The organism is Methylobacterium sp. Leaf91, assembly GCF_001422815.1.
Lineage (GTDB): Bacteria > Pseudomonadota > Alphaproteobacteria > Rhizobiales > Beijerinckiaceae > Methylobacterium.
In genome coordinates, this window is the sequence record NZ_LMMP01000003.1 from 343227 (window position 1) to 364558 (window position 21332).

At 68.0% G+C, this 21332-nt stretch carries 21 protein-coding genes; 8 read left to right on the forward strand and 13 right to left on the reverse strand.

Annotated features, from left to right (window positions below):
- Positions 1-96 precede the first annotated feature (96 nt).
- Positions 97-1641, forward strand: coding sequence for an undecaprenyl-phosphate glucose phosphotransferase (locus tag ASF32_RS05190; protein ID WP_056424338.1), 1545 nt, complete (start codon positions 97-99; stop codon positions 1639-1641).
- Positions 1642-1840: 199 nt separating this feature from the next.
- Here the strand turns inward: ASF32_RS05190 and ASF32_RS05195 are convergent, their stop codons facing one another.
- The 9 genes from ASF32_RS05195 to ASF32_RS05235 all read right to left on the reverse strand — a co-directional run bounded on the left by ASF32_RS05195 (position 1841) and on the right by ASF32_RS05235 (position 10820).
- A complete protein-coding gene (locus ASF32_RS05195; protein ID WP_244478121.1) occupies positions 1841-2263 on the reverse strand; it encodes a hypothetical protein in 423 nt (140 codons plus the stop codon).
- Between the two features lie 211 nt (positions 2264-2474).
- Complete coding sequence (locus ASF32_RS05200; RefSeq protein ID WP_056424344.1) at positions 2475-4925, reverse strand: TonB-dependent receptor; 2451 nt, start codon at positions 4923-4925, stop codon at positions 2475-2477.
- 478 nt (positions 4926-5403) lie between these two features.
- On the reverse strand, positions 5404-6030 hold the full coding sequence (locus ASF32_RS05205; RefSeq protein WP_056424346.1) for a hypothetical protein: 627 nt from the start codon (positions 6028-6030) through the stop codon (positions 5404-5406).
- Entirely contained in the window at positions 6027-6920 is an 894-nt protein-coding gene (locus tag ASF32_RS05210) for an ABC transporter permease (RefSeq protein ID WP_056424349.1), read from the reverse strand. The genes ASF32_RS05205 and ASF32_RS05210 overlap by 4 nt, the downstream gene beginning before the upstream one ends.
- The gene (locus tag ASF32_RS05215) at positions 6917-7672 is read right to left on the reverse strand and encodes an ABC transporter ATP-binding protein (RefSeq protein WP_056424352.1); all 756 of its coding nucleotides are present in this window, start codon (positions 7670-7672) and stop codon (positions 6917-6919) included. Before ASF32_RS05215 ends, ASF32_RS05210 begins: the two co-directional genes overlap by 4 nt.
- Positions 7669-7911, reverse strand: coding sequence for a hypothetical protein (locus tag ASF32_RS05220; protein WP_056424355.1), 243 nt, complete (start codon positions 7909-7911; stop codon positions 7669-7671). Before ASF32_RS05220 ends, ASF32_RS05215 begins: the two co-directional genes overlap by 4 nt.
- Before the next feature lie 14 nt (positions 7912-7925).
- Positions 7926-8348 carry a hypothetical protein gene (locus ASF32_RS05225; RefSeq protein ID WP_244478126.1) on the reverse strand — a complete coding sequence of 141 codons (423 nt, stop codon included), beginning with the start codon at positions 8346-8348 and terminating at the stop codon, positions 7926-7928.
- Between the two features lie 104 nt (positions 8349-8452).
- Positions 8453-9439, reverse strand: coding sequence for a YVTN family beta-propeller repeat protein (locus tag ASF32_RS05230; RefSeq protein WP_056256373.1), 987 nt, complete (start codon positions 9437-9439; stop codon positions 8453-8455).
- Positions 9440-9593: 154 nt separating this feature from the next.
- Positions 9594-10820 (reverse strand): ABC transporter substrate-binding protein, encoded by a 1227-nt coding sequence (locus ASF32_RS05235; protein WP_056424357.1) that lies wholly within the window; start codon positions 10818-10820, stop codon positions 9594-9596.
- A gap of 266 nt (positions 10821-11086) precedes the next feature.
- On the opposite strand from ASF32_RS05235, the gene ASF32_RS05240 reads away from it, so the two are divergent.
- The 7 genes from ASF32_RS05240 to ASF32_RS05270 all read left to right on the forward strand — a co-directional run bounded on the left by ASF32_RS05240 (position 11087) and on the right by ASF32_RS05270 (position 16799).
- The gene (locus ASF32_RS05240; RefSeq protein WP_056424546.1) at positions 11087-11635 is read left to right on the forward strand and encodes a DUF3280 domain-containing protein; all 549 of its coding nucleotides are present in this window, start codon (positions 11087-11089) and stop codon (positions 11633-11635) included.
- 35 nt (positions 11636-11670) lie between these two features.
- Positions 11671-12378 carry a (5-formylfuran-3-yl)methyl phosphate synthase gene (locus tag ASF32_RS05245; protein ID WP_056424362.1) on the forward strand — a complete coding sequence of 236 codons (708 nt, stop codon included), beginning with the start codon at positions 11671-11673 and terminating at the stop codon, positions 12376-12378.
- A complete protein-coding gene (locus ASF32_RS05250; RefSeq protein ID WP_056424366.1) occupies positions 12375-12953 on the forward strand; it encodes a uridylate kinase in 579 nt (192 codons plus the stop codon). The genes ASF32_RS05245 and ASF32_RS05250 overlap by 4 nt, the downstream gene beginning before the upstream one ends.
- The gene (locus tag ASF32_RS05255) at positions 12950-14533 is read left to right on the forward strand and encodes a DUF6513 domain-containing protein (RefSeq protein WP_056424369.1); all 1584 of its coding nucleotides are present in this window, start codon (positions 12950-12952) and stop codon (positions 14531-14533) included. The genes ASF32_RS05250 and ASF32_RS05255 overlap by 4 nt, the downstream gene beginning before the upstream one ends.
- Positions 14534-14537: 4 nt before the next feature.
- Complete coding sequence (locus tag ASF32_RS05260) at positions 14538-15134, forward strand: DUF447 domain-containing protein (RefSeq protein WP_056424371.1); 597 nt, start codon at positions 14538-14540, stop codon at positions 15132-15134.
- 28 nt (positions 15135-15162) lie between these two features.
- Positions 15163-15693, forward strand: coding sequence for an SRPBCC family protein (locus ASF32_RS05265; RefSeq protein WP_056424374.1), 531 nt, complete (start codon positions 15163-15165; stop codon positions 15691-15693).
- Between the two features lie 176 nt (positions 15694-15869).
- Positions 15870-16799, forward strand: a complete 930-nt coding sequence (locus ASF32_RS05270) for a beta-propeller fold lactonase family protein (protein ID WP_056424377.1) — start codon at positions 15870-15872, stop codon at positions 16797-16799.
- Positions 16800-17080: 281 nt separating this feature from the next.
- On the opposite strand, the gene dprA is transcribed toward ASF32_RS05270, so the two are convergent.
- Genes dprA through ASF32_RS05290 form a run of 4 tightly spaced genes read right to left on the reverse strand, consistent with a single transcriptional unit; the run spans position 17081 to position 21168 of the window.
- Positions 17081-18271, reverse strand: a complete 1191-nt coding sequence (gene dprA / locus ASF32_RS05275; RefSeq protein ID WP_056424549.1) for a DNA-processing protein DprA — start codon at positions 18269-18271, stop codon at positions 17081-17083.
- A 31-nt stretch (positions 18272-18302) separates the two neighbouring features.
- A complete protein-coding gene (gene plsY, locus ASF32_RS05280; protein WP_056424380.1) occupies positions 18303-18911 on the reverse strand; it encodes a glycerol-3-phosphate 1-O-acyltransferase PlsY in 609 nt (202 codons plus the stop codon).
- Positions 18908-20218 carry a dihydroorotase gene (locus ASF32_RS05285; RefSeq protein ID WP_056424552.1) on the reverse strand — a complete coding sequence of 437 codons (1311 nt, stop codon included), beginning with the start codon at positions 20216-20218 and terminating at the stop codon, positions 18908-18910. The genes plsY and ASF32_RS05285 overlap by 4 nt, the downstream gene beginning before the upstream one ends.
- Before the next feature lie 5 nt (positions 20219-20223).
- Complete coding sequence (locus tag ASF32_RS05290; protein WP_056424383.1) at positions 20224-21168, reverse strand: aspartate carbamoyltransferase catalytic subunit; 945 nt, start codon at positions 21166-21168, stop codon at positions 20224-20226.
- Between the last annotated feature and the right edge of the window lie 164 nt (positions 21169-21332).

Here is a 21332-nt window from a genome sequence, read left to right on the forward strand (position 1 = left end):
CATGCTTTGGCGGCCAGAACCTCGTTAAACGTTCCGTGATGTCGGTCTGGCATCCTCTTCAATCGCATCGGCGGAAAGCTTGAACGAGAGCAAACGATGAGCGCCTTCGACGTTCGCGACCTTCTGAAGGCGGCGGGGCAACCCAGCCAGCCCAAAGCGGGAGATGCGTCCCAGTGTGGCCCTGCCCCGTCGACCATTCCCCCCGCCGAAATCGGGGCGCCGCGCGATCATGGCGGCGTGCTGTCTCCCGTCGTGCTGTCGGGCAGCGTTCGGCTGGCGGATCTGCTCCTCATCGCCCTCTTCGGCTTTGCCGTGCATCGCGTTCAGATCGGCGGCACGGTCGGCCTGGGGTGGAGCTATTCCACGGCGATCCTGGCCGTGGCCGTGCTGGCGGTCGCGTCGTTCCAGATCTTCGGCAGTTACCGGATTGCCGCCTTCCGGACCTTCTTCAAACCGGCCTTGCGCCTGACCGCCGCCTGGTCGCTGACCTTCCTCGTCGTCGCCACGGCGATGGTCTTCGCCAAGGTCGCGGACCATTATTCCCGGATCTGGCTCGCGACGTTCTACGGCCTGGGGCTCGTCCTGCTCCTCGCAGGACGCTTCGCCCTCCTCCGCTTCGTCACGGCCCGCATGCTGCGCGGGCAGTTCGACAGGCGCACGGCCATCGTCGGCGGCGGTCCGCTGGCGGAAGAGCTCATCCGCTCCCTCGAGGCGGAAACCGAATCCGGCATCCGCATCGTCGGCGTCTTCGACGATCGGGGGGACAACCGGTCCTCCTCGGTCGTCGCCGGCTACCCGAAGCTCGGCACGGTGAGCGACCTCGTGGATTACGCGCGCTCGACCCGCCTCGACCTCGTGATCTTCACGCTTCCGATCGCGGCCGAGGATCGGCTGCTCCAGATGCTGGCCAAGCTCTGGGTCCTGCCCATCGACATCCGCCTCTCCGCCAAGGCGACGAAGCTCAAGCTGCGCCCGAGGGCCTATTCCTATCTTGGCTCCGTCCCGGTCCTCGACGTGTTCGACAAGCCGATGGCCGATTGGGACATCGTCACCAAGGCCATCTTCGATCGCGTCGTCGGCGCAGCCATGCTGGTCGTGCTGGCGCCGGTCATGCTCGGTCTGGCGATCGCCGTCCGCGTCACCTCGCCGGGTCCGATCCTGTTCCGGCAGAAGCGTCTCGGCTTCAACAACGAGACGATCGAGGTCTACAAGTTCAGGTCGATGTATGCCGACCAGTCCGATTTCACCGCGTCGAAGCAGGTGACGCGCGGCGACCCTCGGGTCACGCCCCTCGGCCGCTTCATCCGCAGGACGTCGCTGGACGAGTTGCCGCAGCTGTTCAACGTCCTGAAGGGGGAACTGTCCCTGGTCGGGCCGCGCCCCCATGCGGTTCAGGCCAAGACCAGCACCACCCTCTACGACCAAGTGGTCGATGGGTATTTCGCCCGCCACAAGGTCAAGCCCGGCATCACCGGCTGGGCCCAGATCAACGGCTGGCGCGGCGAGACCGACACGGACGAGAAGATCCAGCGCCGCGTCGACCACGATCTCTACTACATCGAGAATTGGTCCATCCTGTTCGACGTGCAGATCATGCTGGCGACGCCTCTGTCCCTCGTCACCACCAAGAACGCCTATTGAACCCAGCCTCACTGCCCCTGACACATAGATCAGGAGCGGTGAGGTCCGGCGGATGACCGCCGCCGCGCGGCCGCACCTCGATAAGTCAGGCTCAGCGAGTCCAGAGTGGGACCCAACCACGAAAGAGGCCGCCCCTTGCATCGCGAAGGGCGGCCTCTTTCCATTCTTGCGCCGAAAGCCGGCGTGATCGGGCCTTGTGCTACGGCAGGGAGCCCGCTGCCTTCTTGGCCTCGGTCATCGTGTTCTCGCAGCCCTTGGCATCGCCGGCCGCTTCCTGCTTGCGCGCCTGCTCGATCAGGTGACGGGCGTGGTCGATGCTCTTGGCATTGGGAGTGGTCGAGGCGTCGGTGGGCTTTCCGCCGGGAGGCGCGTCGAGGCCCATCGACGGGTTGGTGGCGACCTTGCCGTCGGCCGAGGCGGTGCCGGTGACCGACACGGCGCCGGAACTGTTGAGGCGACGCTCGATCGTGGCGATCTGGTCGGAACAGGCCGAGGCGAAGGCCGGACCCGCAATGGCGGTGAAGACGAGGGCGGGCGCGAGGATGCGGATCAGCGGCGAGGCCGTAGTCGGCGAATGCGCCTTGGTCGAGGACGTCCTGGTCTCGCTGGGGGCCTTGGTCATGCGATGCTTTCCGATGATGTCGAACATGGCACGCCAACGCTCGAATCACCCCGCATGTTGCTGCGACATCGTCGAGCCGGGGCCGATCATCCCCTGACGGGACACTCCGCCGCACATGGTGACCGAACGTGGCGACCGAATGTGGCGACCGACAAAAAAGGCCACCGCTCCGTCTCCGGAGCGGTGGCCCAACGTAGGGGCTCGAGGGCGCCTACCAGAAGATGCGCATTCCGCCATAGGCCGCGATCGGCGCGCCGGGTGCCAGGCTTCGGTTGGAGCTGGCATTGGGCAGGGCCAGGATCGGAACCTCGCCGACCGGCGAGAAGGTGCCGAAGGTCGCGTAATTCGCGTTCAGCGCGTTCTCGACATAGCCGTAGACCTCCAGATTCTCGCTCACCCGGTAGCTCGTGTTGAACCCGATGACCGCGTAGTTGCCGGTGGTCTTGTTGAGGTTCGATTCGTCGCCGACGAGGAACTTGCCGGTGGCGACGCGGGCGAGCACGCCGACCTTCCATTCCGGCGTGACCATGTACTGGACACCGATCTTGACCTGATGCGGCGCGACGCCGGGAAGCTTGTCGCCGCGTCTCACGAAGATCTGGTTGGCTTCCGAATTGTCCGGCTGGGCCGGGTTCGGGGTGGCGAACGGGTTGCCGCCGGAGGCCAGGGTCAGCGGCGACTGGAAGGTTGCGTCGACGAAGGCGTAATCGACGAAGGCGTTCCAGACCGGGGTGGTGATGGCGAGACTCGCCTCGACGCCCTGGCGGCGGGTGGAACCGACATTCTGGAAATAGGCGCGGCCGATGGTGATGTCGGACGGCACGAAGGTAATGTCATCCTCGTTGCGGGCGCGGAAGACGCCGGCCTTCCAGCTCAGCACCCCGAGCTCGATCGGTGAGGGCAGCTTGCCGCGGAAACCCGCCTCGACCGTGCGCGAGATGACCTGCTTCAGCGGCGGATCGCCGACGAAGAAGTTGGTGAGCGAGCACGGGGCGAGCGGATCGGCGCAGGAGAGCTCGGCCGGGGTGGGCGCGCGGTTCGCCTCGACATACCCGCCATAGACGGTGAGGAAGTCGGGCACGATCTTGTAGCTCGCGCCGATGCCCGGGTTGAACCGCTGGAAGTAGTGGTTGCCGTTCAGCGCCGTGCCGAGCTGATCTTCCAGCACGATCTTGGCCATGTTGAAGCGGCCCTGCAGCGTCAGGGTCAGGCGGTCGGTCAGGTCGGTGTTGTTCGACAGGAAGATGCCGCCGTAATCGTTGCTCGACTTCACGCTCACCGGGGTGATCGAGTTGTCGTCGCTGCGCACGACAACGCCGGGCCCGTAGAAGCCGCGGTCGAAGGTCAGGCCGCCAACGGCATTGTCGGCGGTGAAGGCCGTGCGACCGCCATCGTACGAACCGCCGAGGACGAAGCGGTTGGGCAGGCCGAACAGCGTCTCACGCACGGTGGTCTGGACCGAGACACCGAAATTCTCGGTGTTGGTCCGGGTGGAATTGAGGAAGGCGTAGGGGCCGCCCTCGTCGAACCGCTCGGCGAAGGCCGGAAGCCGGGCGAAGTTCGCCGTGCGGATGCTGCTCGCCTGGACGCGGCGGTTCAACCGGTCGCGCAGGAAGAACTGTTCCTCGTTGGCGCCTTCCGAGCAGAGGAATCGCTCGTTCTCCTCGCAGCGCTCCACCTCGGCGGCGTCGCCATTGGCGGTGTTCTGCTCGAAGCGGCCGTAATAGGCGTTGCCGGAGAGGGTGACCGTGGGCGAGATGTCGTAGTTGCCCGAGATCCCGATCCGCCCGAAGGCGTTCAGCGTCTTGTCCGGATAGGTGAAGACTTCGCTGCGACGGAAATCGAGCAGGTCGACCGGCAGGGTACCGTTGCCGGTCAGGCTGTTGACCGCGCCCATGAAGTTGAGGTGGAACTCACCCTTCTCCGCCTGCACGCCGAGATCGCCGTAGAACTGGCGCAGACGCGAGGGCGAGTGCTTGCGCCATCCGTTCTCGGACAGCGCGGTGCCGGCGATGTAGAGGCCGACATTGTCCGAGCGCTGCCCGTGCTGGAACGAGCCGCCGAAGCGCCCGAACGAGCCGCCCGAGAGGTTCAATTCGGTGCCCTGATAGGTGAAGCCGTTCTTGAGCTGCACGCTCAGGGCGCCGCCGAGGGCGTTGAGGCCGTAGGCCGGGTTCGAGCCTTCGAGCTCGATGCGGTCGACGGCGATGTCGGGGATGAGGTCCCACTGCACGGTGTCGCCGAACGAGGTATTGAAGCGGTTGCCGTTCACGTAGACGGCGACGCCCTGCGGGCTTCCGCCCAGCGGCGAGGCTTCGAAGCCGCGATAGGTGATGGTCGGCTGGAAGGGGTTGCCCTGTGCGTTGTTGATGCTGATCGAGCCGATCCGCTCGTCGAGGGCGCGCAGCACACTCGGAGTGCCGACCCGGTTCACGTCAGCAGATGTCAGGACGCTGGTGTTCTGTGGAAGCTTGTCACGCTCCTGGCCGAGCAGGACGCCCTGGGCGCTGCGCACGCTCGCCGATGGCGTGGTGGCGACGACATCGAGCTCCTGCAGCGTCACGGCCTGCTGGCCGCCGACGATCGTGCCCTGCGCGTAGGCGACGCCCGGCAGCATCGCTACCGAAACGAGGAGGCTGCTCCGCAGCGTCCGCTTCTTCATGTCCCAAGACCCTTCGGTTTCCACAGCGTGGCCGGTTTTCCCGGCTCGTTGATCAATGTTGCGGAGCGTATCGGGCTTGGACAATCCGGTGACGAGGGGTTTCACCGATTCTCATAAGGGTCTTACGGAGATGGTGTCTTCGCGTGACCTCTGCGCAACATAATTCACCTGAGAATTCAGAGGCTTCGGGACCAATAGGAACGACAAACGGGATCATTCGGCAATCTACGGTGCCGGAATGTTTTCGGTAAATTCTTGGATTGAGCAGGCCGCTCGAACGTGGCGGCCTCACGTCATGCCGGACGAATCGAACGTGGTGGGTGGGACCCGCACGGCCGCATGGATCGAAGACCGGGCCTGCGTGAGCGTGGCCCATGGGTCGGGCACACGGAGAACTTCGTAGGAGACATGAAAAAGGCCCGCCGGGATTCGGCGGGCCTGACGAGGATGCGGGTTTGCGGGCGTCGAGACCGTTGGGTCAGAGGCGCGCCTGGATCTTGCGGGCGACCTCGCCGAGACGCTGCTCCAGCAGGGTCGGCACTTCACACACATAGTTCAAGGATTGGCTGCGCTCCTGGAAGATGCGCCGATCCCAGGCGAATTTCGTCTCCAGTTCCGAGGCCTCCTTGGGCATCTCGCGGGCGTCGTTGGCGCTCGGGCCGTCCTTCACCGCGCTGATCTGGTCGGCCTCCTGGCGGATGCGCTCGGCCATGCGCCGCTGTCCCTGGGCATAGCGCGCGATGCCGCCGATGACCCGGCTGCGCTCGTTGTTGACGACCTCGAACACGCCGGCGAAGACCCGCGTCAGGCGCTTGGCCTTCTCGTCACCGGCCTTGGCGACGAACTCGTCGAGCAGCGGATCGACCTCGCTCAGGTCGGTGCGGCGCGAGGCGATCTTCTGGGCGAGCGAGGCCGCCTCGTAATCGTCGCCCCACGGGCCGGCGGCCTCCAGATCCGGCCCCGTCCAGACGGTGCCGGGACTCAGGGTCGAGACCTTGCGCTGGACGCAAGGCCAGTCCGGGTCCGCCTTGGGCTGGGCGAGGGCCGGCCCACAGAGGAGAGCGCCGGCCGCCATGGCCAGCACGAATGTCCGCGAAAAAATCATGAATTGTCTCCGGCCGGTCCGCCGCGCCGGGCCATGATGCCGCGACCGGGATCGTAGGCGATGACGGCGAGGGTGAAGAAGGCGATGGTCGTGCCCAGGACGACGGCGCAGGCCACGGGTTCGAACTGCCCGTAGAGGGCGAAGCGCACGAGCTGGACGGCATGGGTGAAGGGATTGACCATGCAGATCAGGTAGAGCGTCTCGCTCGACTCGCGGATGCGCCAGAGCGGGTAGAGGGCCGATGAAGCAAAGAACATCGGGAAGATCACGAAGTTCATCACGCTGGCGAAATTCTCGAGCTGCTTGACCATCGAGGACAGAAGCAGACCGATGGCGCCGAGCATCAGCCCCGAGGCGATGAAGGCCGGCAGCGCCGCCACATAGCCGATGAGGGGGATGTCGAGCTCCCAGAACCACGCGATGGCGAGGAAGGCATAGGCCTGGACCACCGAGACGGTGACGCCGGCGATCAGCTTGGCCAGCAGCAGCAGCCAGCGCGGATAGGGGCTCGTCAGCAGCACCTTCATCGAGCCGACCTCGCGGTCGTAGACCATCGAGAGCGAGGATTGCATGCCGTTGAAGAGCTGGATCATCACGGCCAGCCCCGGCACCACGTAGACCTCGTAGAGGACGTAGGTCTGGTAGGGCGGCTCGATCGAGACTCCGAGCGTGTTGCGGAAGCCCGCCGCGAAAATGAACAGCCAGACCAGCGGCCGCACGAGCGCGGAGAAGAACCGCTCCTTCTGGTTGAAGAACCGCAGCAACTCGCGACGAACGATGCCGCCCAAGCAAATCAGGTAGCCGACCGCGTCGAGGCGGCCGAGATGGGGCACCGGTTTTTCGGTGACGTTCGCAGCCGTCGAAACGGTGGTGGCGACGGTCTTCGTCATGCGGCCTGCCTCGGCGGTTCGGCGACGAGGCGCCGGAAGGCGGCTTCCAAAGTCTCGTCGCCTTCAGCGATGGACGCGGCCGTCCCCCGCGCGACGATGCGGCCCTTGTGAAGGACGACCGCGTCGTCGGCGGCGTCGATCTCCTCGAAGATATGGGTCGCCCAGAGGACCGACAGCCCCTCCTCCCGCACCAGGGCACGGACGATGGCGACGATGTCGGCACGCGATTCGAGATCGAGCCCCACGGTGGGCTCGTCGAGGAGGAGGAGTTTCGGCTCATGCACCAGGGAGCGGGCGATTTCGATGCGTCGCGACTGGCCGCCGGAGAGGGTGCGCACCTTGTCGTCGCGCCGGTCGCTCAGGCCCACGCGGGCGAGCAGCGCCGCGATGCGGGCCTTCGCGGCCCGGCGCGCGATGCCGTGCAGGCTGGCATGGTAGAGGAGGTTCTGCTCGACGGTGAGGTCGGTATCGAGGGTCCGGGCCTGGAACACCACGCCGAGGCGGGCGAGCGCCCGGGACGGCTCGCGGTCGAGGCCGTGGCCGAAGATCGAGACCCGCCCGTCCTGGTTGGCGTAGAGCCGGGTGATCACCGAGAACAGGGTGGTCTTGCCGGCGCCGTTGGGGCCGAGCAGGGCCATGAACCGGCCCCGCTCCACCCGGATCGAGACGTCGGACAGGGCCGCGCGCGCGCCGAAGCGATGGCTCACGCCGGCCACGTCGAGGGCCGCACTCTCCCCTGCCCCGTCGCTCACGGCTTCATCGCCCGCTTGGCGTCACCGACGGCATCGAGGCATTCGTCGAACTCGCCCTCGCCCTGCTCGCGCTCGGCCACGCGGAGCGCCTTCTTGAGCTTCGGCGCGGCGGTCTCGGACGGCCCCTTGGCGAGGGCGTCCTTGATCATGGCGATGCCCTCGGCACAGGCGGCCTTGTCGTCGGCGAGCGCCGGGCCGGCGGCGAGGAGGAGGGCGAAGGTCGGGATGAGGAGACGCATGCGGAGGCTCTGCCTTACTTGACGATGAATTTGCCGGTCATGCCCTTGGATTCGAGCCCGTGAATCGACCAGGGATATTCGCCCGGCTTGATCGTGACGAACTCGATGGCGATCTCGCCCGGATCGTCGAATTCGAAATGGTCCGGCGGGCCGCTGCCGTGAATCTCGAGATGCTGGATCACGATCTGATTGAACCAGATGTTGCGGAAGAACTCGGTGGCGTAGAACTTATATTCCTGCCGGCCCTTGGCGACGATGCGCAGGCGATAGGCCTTGCCGGATTCGAGTTCGATCTCCCGGTTCTCGACCACGAAATCGTTGCCCTCCTCATTGCCGAGGACGAGATCCGGCAGGGTGGAGCGCTTCTTCGTGAGATCGAGGGCCGAGACTGGCCCGGTGGCGAGCAGGGCCGCCAGGGCGAGGGTGATCGTCCGCATCGTCCTCGTCATGTGATCGTCCTCCCGTTGGCCGCCTTGAGGCGGTCCGTCCTTCGGCATATCCGCGCGTCCCTCCTCCCCCTTGTGGGGAGGGAAAGTGCACCTCAATTCGGCGACACCGTCACACCCCAGGGCAGCAATCCCACCGGGATGCTCTTGATCACCTTGTCCGCCTCCACGTCCACCACCGAGACGTCGTTGGAGGAGCCGTTGGTGGAGAACAGGTATTTCTGGTCGGGCGTGAAGGCGAGCTGCCAGACCCGCTGTCCCACGGGCAGGTACTTCTGAACCTCGTAGGTCTTGGCGTCGATCACCGCGATGCGGTTGGCGGGGCCGAGCGCTGCGAAGGCCTTGGTGCCGTCCTTGGTGATGCGGATGCCCACGGGCTGGATCGCCTCGTCGTTCACGCCCGGGATCTTGAAGGTGATCTTCTTGATGACCCGCCGCGCGGCGACGTCGATGATGCTGATCGTGCCGCCGACCTCGGCCGAGACCCAAAGGAACTTGCCGTCCGAGGTGAATTCGGCGAAGCGCGGCCGCGCATCCACCAGCACGTTGTCGATCACCTGGAACGTGGTGGTGTCGATGAAATGCGCCATGTTGGTGGTCTCGGAGGTGTTCACCAGGATCTTGCCGTCCGGCGACAGACCCATTCCCTCCGGCTCCACACCGACGGGCACCTCGGCCAGGACCTTGTTCTTCTCGATGTCGATGACCGTGACCTGGCTGTCATCCTCGTTGGCGACGTAGAGCGGGTTGCCGCCGGGGCCGAGGATGAACTGCTCCGGATCGGGTCCGGAGCGGAGCGAACGCACCACCTTGCCGGTGGCGGTGTCGAGCACGTCGATGCGGTCGTCGTCGCTGGCGCAGACGAACAGCTCCTTGCCGTCCTTGCTCGTCGTCACCCCGCGCGGGCGCCGACCGACCTTCCAGGTTCCGGTCACGGCCATCGTCGCCGTGTCGATGACGCTGACGGTGTTGCCCTTCTCGTTGGTCACGTAGACCGTGTAGGCCTGCGCGGTGGCGGTCAGAGCCATCGTCGCACCGACGAGGGCGGCCACACACACGCCTGCCTTGAAGCCGAGGCTCATTCCGTCTTCTCCCTGGGCATCGCTTCTTTGCGCGATTGACAGTGATTATAGTGCAGTTTGTCCTGACGGGGAGCGCATGCCTGCACGCGGAACGCAAGCGCGTTGCCGCAGGACGGGCGCGAAAATTCGCAGATCCCCGAACATTCGCGGACCGTCAGAATTGACACGCCGTCTCGGGAAGGTCGACACCGAGGGTATCGAGCGGCGTGCGCTGATGGGTGAAGCCCTGTTCGGGCGCCACGGTCACCATGGCCTTGGGCTGCACCACGATGATCGGCTGGCGCAGCTGATGGTCCCAGGGACGGTAGGTGAGCGAGACGCCCTTGTAGGCCGGCAGGCTGAAGGCCGGGTCGGCGAAGTAGGGTGCGAGCACGGCCGGGTCGGCGGTCTTCTTCTGCGTCGCCGCCTCCCCCACCGAGCGCACGGCCGCCCAGACCTGGTAATCGAGGGGCCGCATCAGCCGGCCGGCAAGACGCCGGAAGCGGTTCTGCGCCTGCGCCGCCCCCCAGGTCTCCAGAGTCGGGTGCCAGGTGGCCGCGATGAGCCCCTGCGTTCCCGCGACCGGCCGGGGGTCCACCGTGCGGAAAGGGACGTAGTCGCCCCAATCATTGGCCTCGTCGGCGACGATGGCGAGGTCGTAATCGACGCCTCGGGTGAAGACCATCGCCTCGGAGCGGGTCGGCGTGTCGCCCCGCGCCTTGGCGAGCGGGCCGAAAGTCCAGGGCTTCTCGGCGGTGATCTTCAGGGAGAACTTCTTGGCCGAGGCCCGGAACGCGTCGGCATAGAGCTTGTCGTTGTCGTTGGGGCCGACGATCAAGAACATCTTGCGCCAGCGCATCAGCGTGAAGAACTGCGCCAGCGCGTCGGTCTGCATCGCCCGGCTCGGGATCACGTGGAAGACGTTTTTGCGGCACTCGGCGCCGCGCAGGCGGTCGTCGGGCGCGGCGGTGTTGAACACGGTCACGCCCTCCCCCTTGACCGCGTCGGCGACCGCCAGAACCTCGTCGGCCGGCAGCGCCAGGACGAGATAGCGGATCCCCTTGCCAACGAGGTCGCGGGCGGCGTCGACGGCGCTCCTGCCTTCCGTCAGAGCGACCTCGTCGAGGGCGTAGGTCTGCTTGGTGAAACGGCCGGTGGTGTTGTTGTCCTTCACCGCCATGCGGGCGCCGGCGACGCCCTCATCCTCCGGCGCGGCCTCGGCATCGTAGGAGGACGGCGCGATCTCGGGCCGGTAAATCAGGCCGATATGGGTGTCACCCGGAGCGGCCTCCGCCGCCTGCGCGGAAGCTGCCGGTTCCTGCGCCACCGCGAGGGACGCCGTGCCGCCGAGGCCGAGCGTGAGGACGAGGGCGGCGGATCGGGAGAGGAGCGATGCGTTCATACGGTCGGCACGCTAACAACATTGCGCGGATACGCTCAATCGCGGAAGCATAAGGAAACCCTAAGGCGCGGCGGAGCGTCGCTTGCGTGCCGATGGGCGCGAATACACGCGAGATCGCTCGGAGCGGGCGAGCCGATTTGCACGACTTGTCAAATCCGGTCACTGCTCGACTTTCAAGGCACGGGCGCGGTGTCCGCCGCAGGCCGCATCGATCGTGACACAGGTTCGCCATGTCCCCATTCGTCAGGTCTCGTCGCGCCAAGCCCATGGTTTCATTGCCACTCCCCAGCCTCGGACACGCGGTGGCGCGGGCCGCCGTGCTCGCGATTCTGGCGGGTCCGGTATTGGTGGAACCGGCCCTCGCCGCCCCCGACAAGGCGGCGATCTTCGGGATCGAACTCAACGATCCGGGTGTGGTCGGCGGCCGCAAGGCGCGTCCCGACGAAGCTCGACGCCTCGCCCTGGTCACGGACGAGCTCCGCAAGGCGCTCACCGCCGGCAATGCGGTGGAGGTCGTGGACGTGGCGCCCCAGGCCACCGAGATCGCCAAGCAGGCTCCTCTCTTCAAATGCGAGGGCTGCGCCGCCACCATCGCCAAGAGCCTCGGGGCCGATCTTGCCGTCAACGGTTTCGTGGAGAAGGGCTCCAACCAGATCTTCAATCTCTACGTCGTCATCTCGGACGCCGCTTCCGGCAAGGTCGTGCGGGCTGGACAGGTGGTGATCCGGGCCGATACCGACGACACATGGGCCCATGCCATGCGATGGGTGGTCAAGAACCGTCTCCTGGCCGAACCCTTGCCCAACCGATCCTGAGTCTCCCGTTGCCCCATCATTCCGTGTCGAAGCCGATGTCATCCGATCTGCGCGCGCGTCCCCGCCTCCTCGTCAGCGTCCGCGACGCCGACGAGGCCGTGATGGCGGCACGGGCGGGCGCCGACCTCGTCGATGCCAAGGACCCCGTCCGGGGCGCGCTCGGGGCGCTCCCGGTCGAGACGGTCAGGGCGATCGTCGCGTCCATCGCGGACGAGGCCGTCAGCAGTGCGGTGGCCGGCGAGCCGCAGGATGCCGCTTCCCTGCCCGGATCGGTCGCAGCGATGGCCGGGACCGGGATCGGCTACGTCAAGGTCGCCGTGCGGGCCGATTTCGACGACGACGCCCTCGCCGCCGCGGCGCGGGCCGCCCCCGGCCGCCTGATCGCAGTCCTCTTCGCCGGAGCACCGATGCCGGACGACCTCGTCGGCCGCCTCGCCGGGGCGGGCTTTGCCGGGGTGATGATCGACACCGCCACCAAGGACGGCCGGCGCCTCGGCGACCTCCTGCCCGCCCCTCGCCTCTCGGCCTTCACCGCCGACGCCCGCAGTCACGGCCTGCTCTCCGGCCTCGCGGGATCGCTGACGATCGCCGACATCGCCGTCCTCGCCGTGCACCGGCCGGATTATCTCGGCTTTCGCGGCGGCCTCTGCTTCGGCAGTGACCGGACGCGCGGCCTCGACCCGGAGCGCGTGGCCCTGGCCGTGCAGACTCTTCGCGGGCTCGACCGGCGGAACGCGGCGTGACGGGTGCGCCTCCCACCATCGTGAAGCTCGGCGGCAGCCTCGTCTCGGACGCGGCGCGGCTCGGACGGCTTCTCGGCGTCCTGGCGGATGGCGGCGAGGGCCGCTGCATCGTCGTGCCGGGCGGCGGTCCGTTCGCCGATGCGGTGCGTCAGGCCCAAGGGCAACTGGGCTTCTCGGATGCCCTCGCCCATCGCCTCGCCCTCGATGCCATGGGCCGGATGGCGGAGGTGCTTTCGGAGGGCGAGCCGCGCCTCGCCATCGTGCGCAGCGTAATGGAAGCCCGCTCGGCCGAGGCGTCCGTCATCTGGGACCCTGTCGCGCTAAAAGACGGACACCCTTCCATCCCCGAGTCCTGGGACGTCACGTCGGACAGCCTCGCCCTCTGGCTCGCCACCGAACTCGAGGCGCCCCGCTGCATCCTGGTGAAATCCATCGATCGCCCGGCGGGCGCCAGCCTGTCCGACCTCGTCCGGATGGGCGTTGTCGACGCGGCCTTTCCCGCCTTCGCCGCGTCCTACGCTGGCGAGATCGTGATCCGGGGTCCGGGCGCCGATATCGTAAGGGCCGCCGCGTGAGCGCGCCCGAACATCTCGTCTTCATCACCGGCCGGATGGCGAAAGCTCGCCTGGAGAAGGTCGCCGCGACCCTGCCGGCCGAGCGCTTCACCTGGAGCATCGCCGATGCCGGCGTGAAGGTCGCCGCGCTGATGACCGAGGAGATCATCCGCCGCCGCGTGACGATCCCCGACGGTGCCACGCGCATCGTCCTGCCGGGCCGCTGCCGCGCCAATCCGGAGGCGCTGTCCGCCCATTTCGGCCTGCCGGTGGAGCGCGGGCCGGACGAGGTGGTCGACCTTCCGGCCTATCTCGGCCTCGCGGGACGCAACGTCGATCTCTCGCGGCACGATCTGCGCATCTTCTCCGAGATCGTCGATGCCTCGAAGATGAATCCCGAGCAGATCCTGGCCAAGGGCCTCGACCTGGCGCGACGCGGCGCCGACGTGATCGATCTCGGCGGCCTCCCCGACACCGAGTTCCCGCATCTCGAAGAGTGCGTGCGCCTGCTGAAGGGGGCGGGCCTGAAGGTCAGCGTCGATTCCTTCTCCCTCGACGAGTTGACCCGCGGGGCGAAAGCCGGGGCCGACTTCCTGCTCAGCCTCAACGAGGAGACCCTGGACCTCGCCTTCGAGACCGATGCGGTGCCGATCCTGGTGCCGATGCGGCCCGACGACCTGCCCTCCCTCGACCGCGCCATCGAGCGCATGGAGAAGGCCGGCCGGCCCTACATGGCCGACCCGATCCTGGAGCCGATCCATTTCGGCTTCGTCGAATCGATCACGCGCTATCACGAGACGCGCAAGCGCTGGCCCGGCATCGAGATGATGATGGGCACCGGCAACCTCACCGAACTCACCGAGGCCGACAGCCTCGGCGTCACCGCCCTCCTCGTGGGCATGTGCTCGGAACTGTCGATCCGCAACGTCCTGATCGTGCAGGTCTCCAACCACACCCGGCGCACGGTGGAGGAGCACGACGCCGCCCGCCGGGTGATGTTCGCCGCAAAGGCCGATTCCGCCCTGCCCAAGGGCTACGGACGCCAATTGCTGGCCGTGCACGACAAGCGCCCCTTCGTGCAGACCCCGGCGGAGATCGCGGCCCAGGCGGCGGAGGTGCGCGACCCGAACTACCGCATCGCGGTGGCCGAGGACGGCATCCACGCCTTCAACCGCGACGTCCACACGATCGGCACCGATGCGATGGCGTTCTTTCCCGATCTCGATGTCGCCGCCGACGGGGCCCACGCCTTCTATCTCGGCGGCGAGCTGACCAAGGCCGAGACGGCCTGGCGCCTCGGCAAGCGCTACGTCCAGGACGAGCCCCTGCGCTGGGGCGTCGCCGCCGACGAGGAGGTCGAGGACACCACTGCCTTCAAGAAGGCCGGGCATACCAAGCATTCCGGCCCCGGCGGCGCGGAGCGCGCCACCCGCGATGCCGTGCCCCCGGAAGCGGGTGCGGCCAGGCCGGAGACGATCGAGCCAGCCCCGAACGAGCCCCGCCGGTCGCGGGCCGGCGATGCGCTCTCGGACGAGGGCGGCCGCATCGTCTGCGGAAAATTCGTCCCGAACGACCGGCCCGACCAGAGCGGCGAGTCCTGACCCGATGCCGTTGATCCTCGAGACCATCGTCACCACCACCTCGCCCTCCGGCGACCTGCATCTCGTGCCCTTCGGCCTCATCCGCGAGGGCGAGGATTGGGTGCTGGCCCCGTTCCGGCCCTCGCCCACCATCCTCAACCTCGAGGCCAACCCGGTCTTCGCCGCGTCGAGCCCGAGCGACGTGCGGGTGATCGCCGGCGCGGTCACCGGGCGGCGCGACTGGGCCACCCTGCCCTGCGACCGCATCCCGGGCCGGCGCCTCGCCGAGAGCTTCGGCCATGCCGAGTTCGAGGTGATCTCTGTGGAGGACGATGCGACGCGCCCGCGCTATCGTGCCCGCATGGTACATAGCGCCAGCCATATGCCGTTCTTCGGCTACAACCGGGCTCAAGGCGCGGTGCTGGAGGCGGCGATCCTGTCGACGCGCCTGCACATGCTGGAGCCGGACAAGATCCTGACGGAGATGCGCTACCACGCCATCGCGATATCCAAGACAGCCGGGCCCGCCGAGCGCGAGGCCTGGAACTGGATCGAGGACAAGGTCGCCGCTGCCCTCGGGCGCGACGAGCCGGTTCTCGCACGAGCCCCCCAAGCACCCTAGAAGGTGCGTTCCCGAGGAGACAGGGTTGATGAGATTCAAGACGCTGGCCGCCGTGGCGGCGCTCGCCACAGTATCCTACGCGGCGCAGGCCCATGGCCCGACCCGCCAGAAGGTCTCGCAGACCATCGAGATCAACGCCCCGGCCGACAAGGTCTGGGCCGTGCTCGGCAACTTCCAGGATGGCAGTTGGATTCCCGTGGTCGAGAAGACCGAGGGCAAGGGCGGCAACGAGGTCAAGGCCACCCGCGTCCTGACCCTCAAGGGCGGCGCCACGGTCGAGGAAGAGCTCGCCAAGTACGATGCCGAGAAGAAGACCTACATGTACCGGATCACCAAGGTGGACGTGAAGACGCTGCCGGTGAACGACTATTCCTCGACCATCGAGGTCGAGGGCGACGGCGCCAAGTCCAAGGTGACGTGGCGCGGCGCGTTCTACCGCGGCTACATGAACAACGATCCGCCGCCGGACCTGAACGACGAGGCTTCCAAGGCGGCCGTCCTCGGCCTCTACAAGGCCGGCCTGGATAACGTGAAGGCCAAGGCCGAGAAGGGCTCTTGATCCTGTTTTACCCTAGGGCCTCGGATCCGGTGGTTCGTACCGGACCGAGTGGCGACGCGCTCCTCCCTCCCCCTTGTGGGGAGGGACCGAGGGTGGGGGTGCTTCCGCCAGCCTCCGCAGCAGGAGGGTCCCCCAACCACCCCCACCTCCAACTCCTCCCCACAAGGGGGAGGAGAGTGGCGCAGGTCGTCGGCCTGCTCCTCACCCTGACCACCGCCCCCGCCCTCGCCGACGAGGCCCTGATCACGGCGCAGGGGGCCAACATCCTCGCCTTGGTCGATCTCGACACGCAGGTCGTCACCGCCCAGATCCCGGTGGACGGGGCGCCGGCCGGCATCGCCCTGTCGCCCGATCGCAAGACCGCCTACGTCACCCGCCCCGAGGGCCACGGCCTCGCCATCGTCGATCTCGACGCCCGCGCGGTGACGGGCACGCTCGCCCTGCCCGGCGGCCCGCTCGGCGTCGCCGTCAATCCGAAATCCGGGGCAGTCTACGTGGCCGACTGGTACGGCAGCCGAATCTTCGTGGTCTCGGCCGATGGTTCCAAGATCGAGACCGAGATCCAGGTGGGCGCCTCGCCCTCGGGCATCGCGGTGACGCCGGACGGCGCCACGATCCTGGTGGCCAACCGCGAGGGCAATTCCGTCTCCGTGGTCGATGCGGCCACCGCCACCGAGACGGTGAAGATCCCGGTCGGCGAGCACCCGTTCGGCATCACCCTCGATGAGACCGGCACCCGCGCCTACACCGCCAACGTCATGTCGAACGACGTCTCCGTCATCGATGTGGCCGGACGGCGGGAATTCGGCCGGGTCACCACCGGCGAGCGACCCTATGTGGTGGCCCTCACCGCCACGCGCGGCTTCGTCACCGACCAGTATTCGAACACCGTGACGGTGTTCAACCTGAAGACCCTCACCAACGTGGCGGCCATCGAGGTGGGCGACCACCCGGAAGGCATCGCCGCCTCCCGCGACGGCAGCCGCCTCTACGTGACCAACTGGGGCTCCAACACGCTGGGCGTCATCGACGCCACGACGCTGAAAGTAATCAAGGACATCCCGGTGCCGGACGGCCCACGCTCGTTCGGGGACTTTTTGCGGTAGCGCGCGCATCCGCGCGGGCGGTGCTATGGCATTCCCACACCTGCTTTTTCAGGCAGAACGCGTCCCTCTCCCCCTTGTGGGGAGAGGCTAGGAGTGGGGGTGGCTCCGCCAGCCTCCAAAGGATCAGGGTCGCCCAACCACCCCCACCTCCAACTCCTCCCCACAAGCTCGATGAATCTCGGGCAGGCCCGAGATCCGCTGGGGAGGAGAGCAGGACAGCGCATCCCGCGCGATGGGCGAACCAGTAGGCAGGCGGCGAGAGAGACGGACACTCGTCCTCCCTATGACACCAGCGACACGGCTCCGCTGCCATGCCGCTCGATCCGGCCGTCGAGTTCGAGTTCCAGCAGCGTCGTCTGGACGATGCGCACGCTGAGGCCCGCCGCGCGGGCGAGATCGTCGGTGCCGATGGGGGTCGGGCTGAGATAGGCGATGAGGCGGGCGCGGTCGTCGGCGGGTTCCGCCTCCTCGGGCTCCAGCCCCTCAAGTTTCTCCTCCGCCTCGGGGGCCGGGCCGCCGATTCCGTCGAGCTCGTCCCAGAAGATCGGGGCGTCGGCGAGATCGGGCCGGTCGAGGGCCAATTGTCCGGCCCCCTGCTCGAAATCCCCGCGCCCGAGCAGCGGCGCGATGGCGGAAGTGACGTGCTCCACCTCCGAGACCAGGGTCGCGCCCTGGCGGATGAGGTCGTTGGTGCCCTCGGCGCGCGGGTCGAGGGGCGAGCCGGGCACGGCGAAGACCTCCCTGCCCTGTTCGAGGGCGAAGCGCGCGGTGATGAGCGAGCCCGAGCGCCGCGCGGCCTCCACCACCACGGTCCCATAGGCGAGGCCGGAGATGATGCGGTTGCGCCGGGGAAAGTCCCGGCCGCGGGGCTCCCAGCCCATGGGCATCTCGGCCAGCACCGCGCCGCCGGAATCGAGAATGCTTTCCACCAGGGCCTGATGATTGGCCGGATAGATCCGGTCATGGCCCCCGGCGAGCACCGCCACCGTCCCCGAGGCCAGGGACGCCTTGTGCGCGCGGGCATCGATGCCGCGCGCCAGCCCCGAGACCACCACGAGGCCGGCCTCGCCGAGGCCCCGCGCCAGACGCTCGGTGAAGCCGAGGCCGGCGGCCGACGCGTTGCGGGAGCCAACGATGGCGATGGCGGGCCGGGAGAGGATCGCCGCCTGCCCCCGGATCGCGATCAGGGGCGGCGCCGAATCGGCGGCCTGGAGCAGCTTAGGGTAATCGTCCTCGCCCATGGCCACGAGGCGGGCCCCGATCCTGGCCGCCGCCTCCAATTCGGCTTCCGCCTGCGCCCGCGTCACCGGCACGACGCGCTTGGCCCCGCGCTTCGCGAGGTCCGGCAGGGCTTCCAACGCCGCGCCGGCGCCGCCGAAGCGGTTGATCAGGGTGCGGAAGGTGCGCGGGCCGACGCCTTCCGTGCGGATCAGCCGGAGCCAGTCGAGGCGCTGGGCGGCGTTGAGTTGCATGCCCATGCCCCGGACCTCCCTCGACGGAAGGTCAGCCCTTCTGCCCGATCCGCCCCTCGGAGCCGTCGAGCAGTCGGCGGATGTTGGGAGCGTGCTTCCACCATAGCAGGATCGCGAGCATGAGGAAGAGCAGCGCAACCGCAGGCTGTCCCGCCACCCACAGGACGATGGGTGTCGCGGCCGAGGCGGCGAGCGCGGCGAGCGACGAGTATTTCAATGTGAAGGCGAGGCCGAGCCAGATTGCCGCGAAGGCGGCGAGCCCGACAGGGCTGAAGGCGAGGAGCACGCCGAGGAAGGTGGCGACGCCCTTGCCGCCCTTGAACCCGAGCCAGACCGGGAAGAGGTGGCCGAGGAAGGCGCCGAGCCCGGCCGCCAGGGCCGCGCCCTCGCCGAATTGTTTCGCCGCCAGCACGGCGAGGGTACCCTTCAGCGCATCGCCGAGCAGGGTCGCGGCGGCGAGCCCCTTGCGGCCGGTGCGCAGCACGTTGGTGGCACCGATATTCCCCGAGCCGATGGCGCGGACGTCGCCGAGGCCGGCAAAACGCGTGACGATCAGCCCGAACGGGATCGAGCCGGCGAGATAGCCGCCGGCGAGGCTCGCGAGCAGGAGAGGCCAGCCGGCATCGAGCAGGGGGTTCACGCCGCCGCCTCCGTACCCTGCGCGGCCCGGTAGACGACGTGCCCGCCGACCATGGTCAGGATTGCAGCACCTTGCAGCCGCGCCTCGTCGAAGGGCGAGTTCTTGGAGCGCGACTTCAGGGTCCGCTTGTCGAGCACGTAGGGCAGGTCGGGATCGATCAGCACGAGATCGGCCGGCGCGCCGACGGCGAGACGCCCGGCCTCGCGCCGCAGGATCGCCGCCGGGGTGACGGTGAGGGCCTCCAGCAGGCGAGGCAGCGCCACGTCGCCGGTATGGACGAGGCGGAGCGCCGCGCCGAGCAGGGTCTCGATGCCGAGCGCCCCATCGGCGGCCTCGGCGAAGGGCAGGCGCTTGGTCTCGACATCCTGCGGGTTGTGGTCTGAGACGATGACGTCGATCACGCCCTCGTTCAGGGCCTCCACCAAAGCGAGGCGGTCGGTCTCGTGCCGCAGCGGCGGCGAGAGCCGGCAGAAGGTGCGGTAATGGCCGATATCGCCCTCGTTGAGGACGAGGTTGTTCACCGAGGCGCCGCAGGTGACGGGCAGGCCGTCGTGCTTGGCCCGCCGCACGATCTCCACCGAATCGGCACAGGAGATCATGGCGGCGTGGTAGCGGCCGCCGGTGAGGCGAACGAGGCGGATGTCGCGCTCCAGCATCACCGTCTCGGCCTCCCGCGGGATGCCGACGAGGCCGAGGCGCGAGGCCATCTCGCCCTCGTTCATCACGCCCTCGCCGACGAGGTCGGGCTCCTCCACGTGCTGCATCAGCAGGGCGTCGAAATCGCGAGCATAGGTGAGCGCGCGGCGCATCACCTGGGCGTTGCGAACGGCCTTGAGGCCGTCGGTGAAGGCGACGGCTCCCGCCTCCTGCAGCAGGCCGAACTCGGTCATCTCCTGGCCGGCCAGCCCCTTGGTGATGGCGGCGGCCGGCAGGACGGTGACGCAGGCCGTGTCGCGGGCGCGGCGCAGGACGAAATCGACGATGGCCGGCCCGTCGATGACCGGGTTGGTGTCCGGCATGCAGACGAGGGTGGTGACCCCGCCGGCCGCCGCCGCTGCGCTGGCGCTGGCCAGGGTCTCACGGTGCTCGGCGCCGGGCTCGCCGACGAAGGCTCGGAGATCCATGAGGCCGGGGCTCAGGACATGCCCGCCGCAATCGACGATCTCGGCGCCCTCGGGGGCAGCGGGTGCCGCGCCCCAGGCGATATCGGCGATGCGGCCGTCATGGACGAGGACATGGCCCGGCCCCTCGCGGCTCGTGGCGGGATCGAGGAGGCTGGCATGGGTGAGGAGGACGTGTCCGGTCATGACCATCAGGCGTTCGGCAGATGCGTCGCGAGGGCTTCGAGGACCGCCATGCGGACGGCGACCCCCATCTCCACCTGCTCGCGGATCAGGGATTGCGCCCCGTCGGCGATCTCGGACGAGATCTCGACGCCGCGGTTCATGGGTCCCGGATGCATCACCAGGGCGTCGGGCGCGGCCAGCGCCAGCTTCTCGGCATCGAGGCCGAAATAACGAAAATACTCCTTCACCGAGGGCACGAAGGAGCCGTTCATGCGCTCGCGCTGGAGCCGCAGCATCATCACGATGTCGCAGCCGTCCAATCCCTTGCGCATGTCGGTGAAGACCTCGACGCCGAAGCGCTCGATCCCGGTGGGGAGCAGCGTCGAGGGGCCGATGACCCGCACGCGGGCGCCGAGCGCCTGGAGCAGGATGATGTTGGAGCGGGCGACGCGGCTGTGCAGGACGTCGCCGCAGATCGCCACCCTCAAGCCCTCGATCCGCCCCTTGTTGCGGCGGATGGTGAGCGCGTCGAGGAGGGCCTGGGTCGGATGCTCATGGGCGCCGTCGCCGGCATTGACCACCGAACAATCCACCTTGCGGGCCAGGAGATGCACGGCCCCGGCGGAGTGGTGGCGCACGACGATGATGTCGGGCCGCATGGCGTTGAGGGTGGCGGCCGTGTCGATGAGGGTCTCGCCCTTCTTCACCGAGGAGGAGGCCACCGACATGTTCATGACGTCGGCGCCGAGACGCTTGCCCGCGAGTTCGAACGAACTCTGGGTGCGGGTCGAGGGCTCGAAGAACAGGTTGATCTGGGTGCGGCCACGCAGGGTGGTGCGCTTCTTCTCCACCTGGCGGGAGAGGGCCACGGCATCCTCCGCCCGGTCGAGGAGGGCCTCGATATCGGGGCGCGACAGCCCCTCGATGCCGAGAAGGTGCCGATGGGGGAAGGAGGCGGGTGCGACGGTCATTCTGAGACCATGGCTATAGGGAGGCGGACGGGGAGCGGCAAGGAGCCCGGCAAGAAGTCCGAGACGTGTAACCTTTCCACCCCCTGGCTCGTAGTCTCGCCGAGCATGCGCGCACCCGGTGATTCGGGATGGGCGCGAGACGTGATCGAGGCCGGAGTCCGCCC

Coding starts and splice junctions, on each gene's coding strand:
- ASF32_RS05225 (WP_244478126.1), bottom strand. CDS start 8,348: ATGCGGACGATCACCCTCGCCCTGGCGGCCCTGCTCGCCACCGGGCCA.
- ASF32_RS05290 (WP_056424383.1), bottom strand. CDS start 21,168: ATGACCGTCGCACCCGCCTCCTTCCCCCATCGGCACCTTCTCGGCATC.
- ASF32_RS05220 (WP_056424355.1), bottom strand. CDS start 7,911: ATGCGTCTCCTCATCCCGACCTTCGCCCTCCTCCTCGCCGCCGGCCCG.
- ASF32_RS05235 (WP_056424357.1), bottom strand. CDS start 10,820: ATGAACGCATCGCTCCTCTCCCGATCCGCCGCCCTCGTCCTCACGCTC.
- ASF32_RS05260 (WP_056424371.1), top strand. CDS start 14,538: ATGCCGTTGATCCTCGAGACCATCGTCACCACCACCTCGCCCTCCGGC.
- ASF32_RS05195 (WP_244478121.1), bottom strand. CDS start 2,263: ATGACCAAGGCCCCCAGCGAGACCAGGACGTCCTCGACCAAGGCGCAT.
- ASF32_RS05285 (WP_056424552.1), bottom strand. CDS start 20,218: ATGACCGGACACGTCCTCCTCACCCATGCCAGCCTCCTCGATCCCGCC.
- ASF32_RS05200 (WP_056424344.1), bottom strand. CDS start 4,925: ATGAAGAAGCGGACGCTGCGGAGCAGCCTCCTCGTTTCGGTAGCGATG.
- ASF32_RS05245 (WP_056424362.1), top strand. CDS start 11,671: ATGTCATCCGATCTGCGCGCGCGTCCCCGCCTCCTCGTCAGCGTCCGC.
- ASF32_RS05265 (WP_056424374.1), top strand. CDS start 15,163: ATGAGATTCAAGACGCTGGCCGCCGTGGCGGCGCTCGCCACAGTATCC.
- dprA (WP_056424549.1), bottom strand. CDS start 18,271: ATGCAACTCAACGCCGCCCAGCGCCTCGACTGGCTCCGGCTGATCCGC.
- ASF32_RS05205 (WP_056424346.1), bottom strand. CDS start 6,030: ATGATTTTTTCGCGGACATTCGTGCTGGCCATGGCGGCCGGCGCTCTC.
- ASF32_RS05210 (WP_056424349.1), bottom strand. CDS start 6,920: ATGACGAAGACCGTCGCCACCACCGTTTCGACGGCTGCGAACGTCACC.
- ASF32_RS05190 (WP_056424338.1), top strand. CDS start 97: ATGAGCGCCTTCGACGTTCGCGACCTTCTGAAGGCGGCGGGGCAACCC.
- ASF32_RS05230 (WP_056256373.1), bottom strand. CDS start 9,439: ATGAGCCTCGGCTTCAAGGCAGGCGTGTGTGTGGCCGCCCTCGTCGGT.
- ASF32_RS05240 (WP_056424546.1), top strand. CDS start 11,087: ATGGTTTCATTGCCACTCCCCAGCCTCGGACACGCGGTGGCGCGGGCC.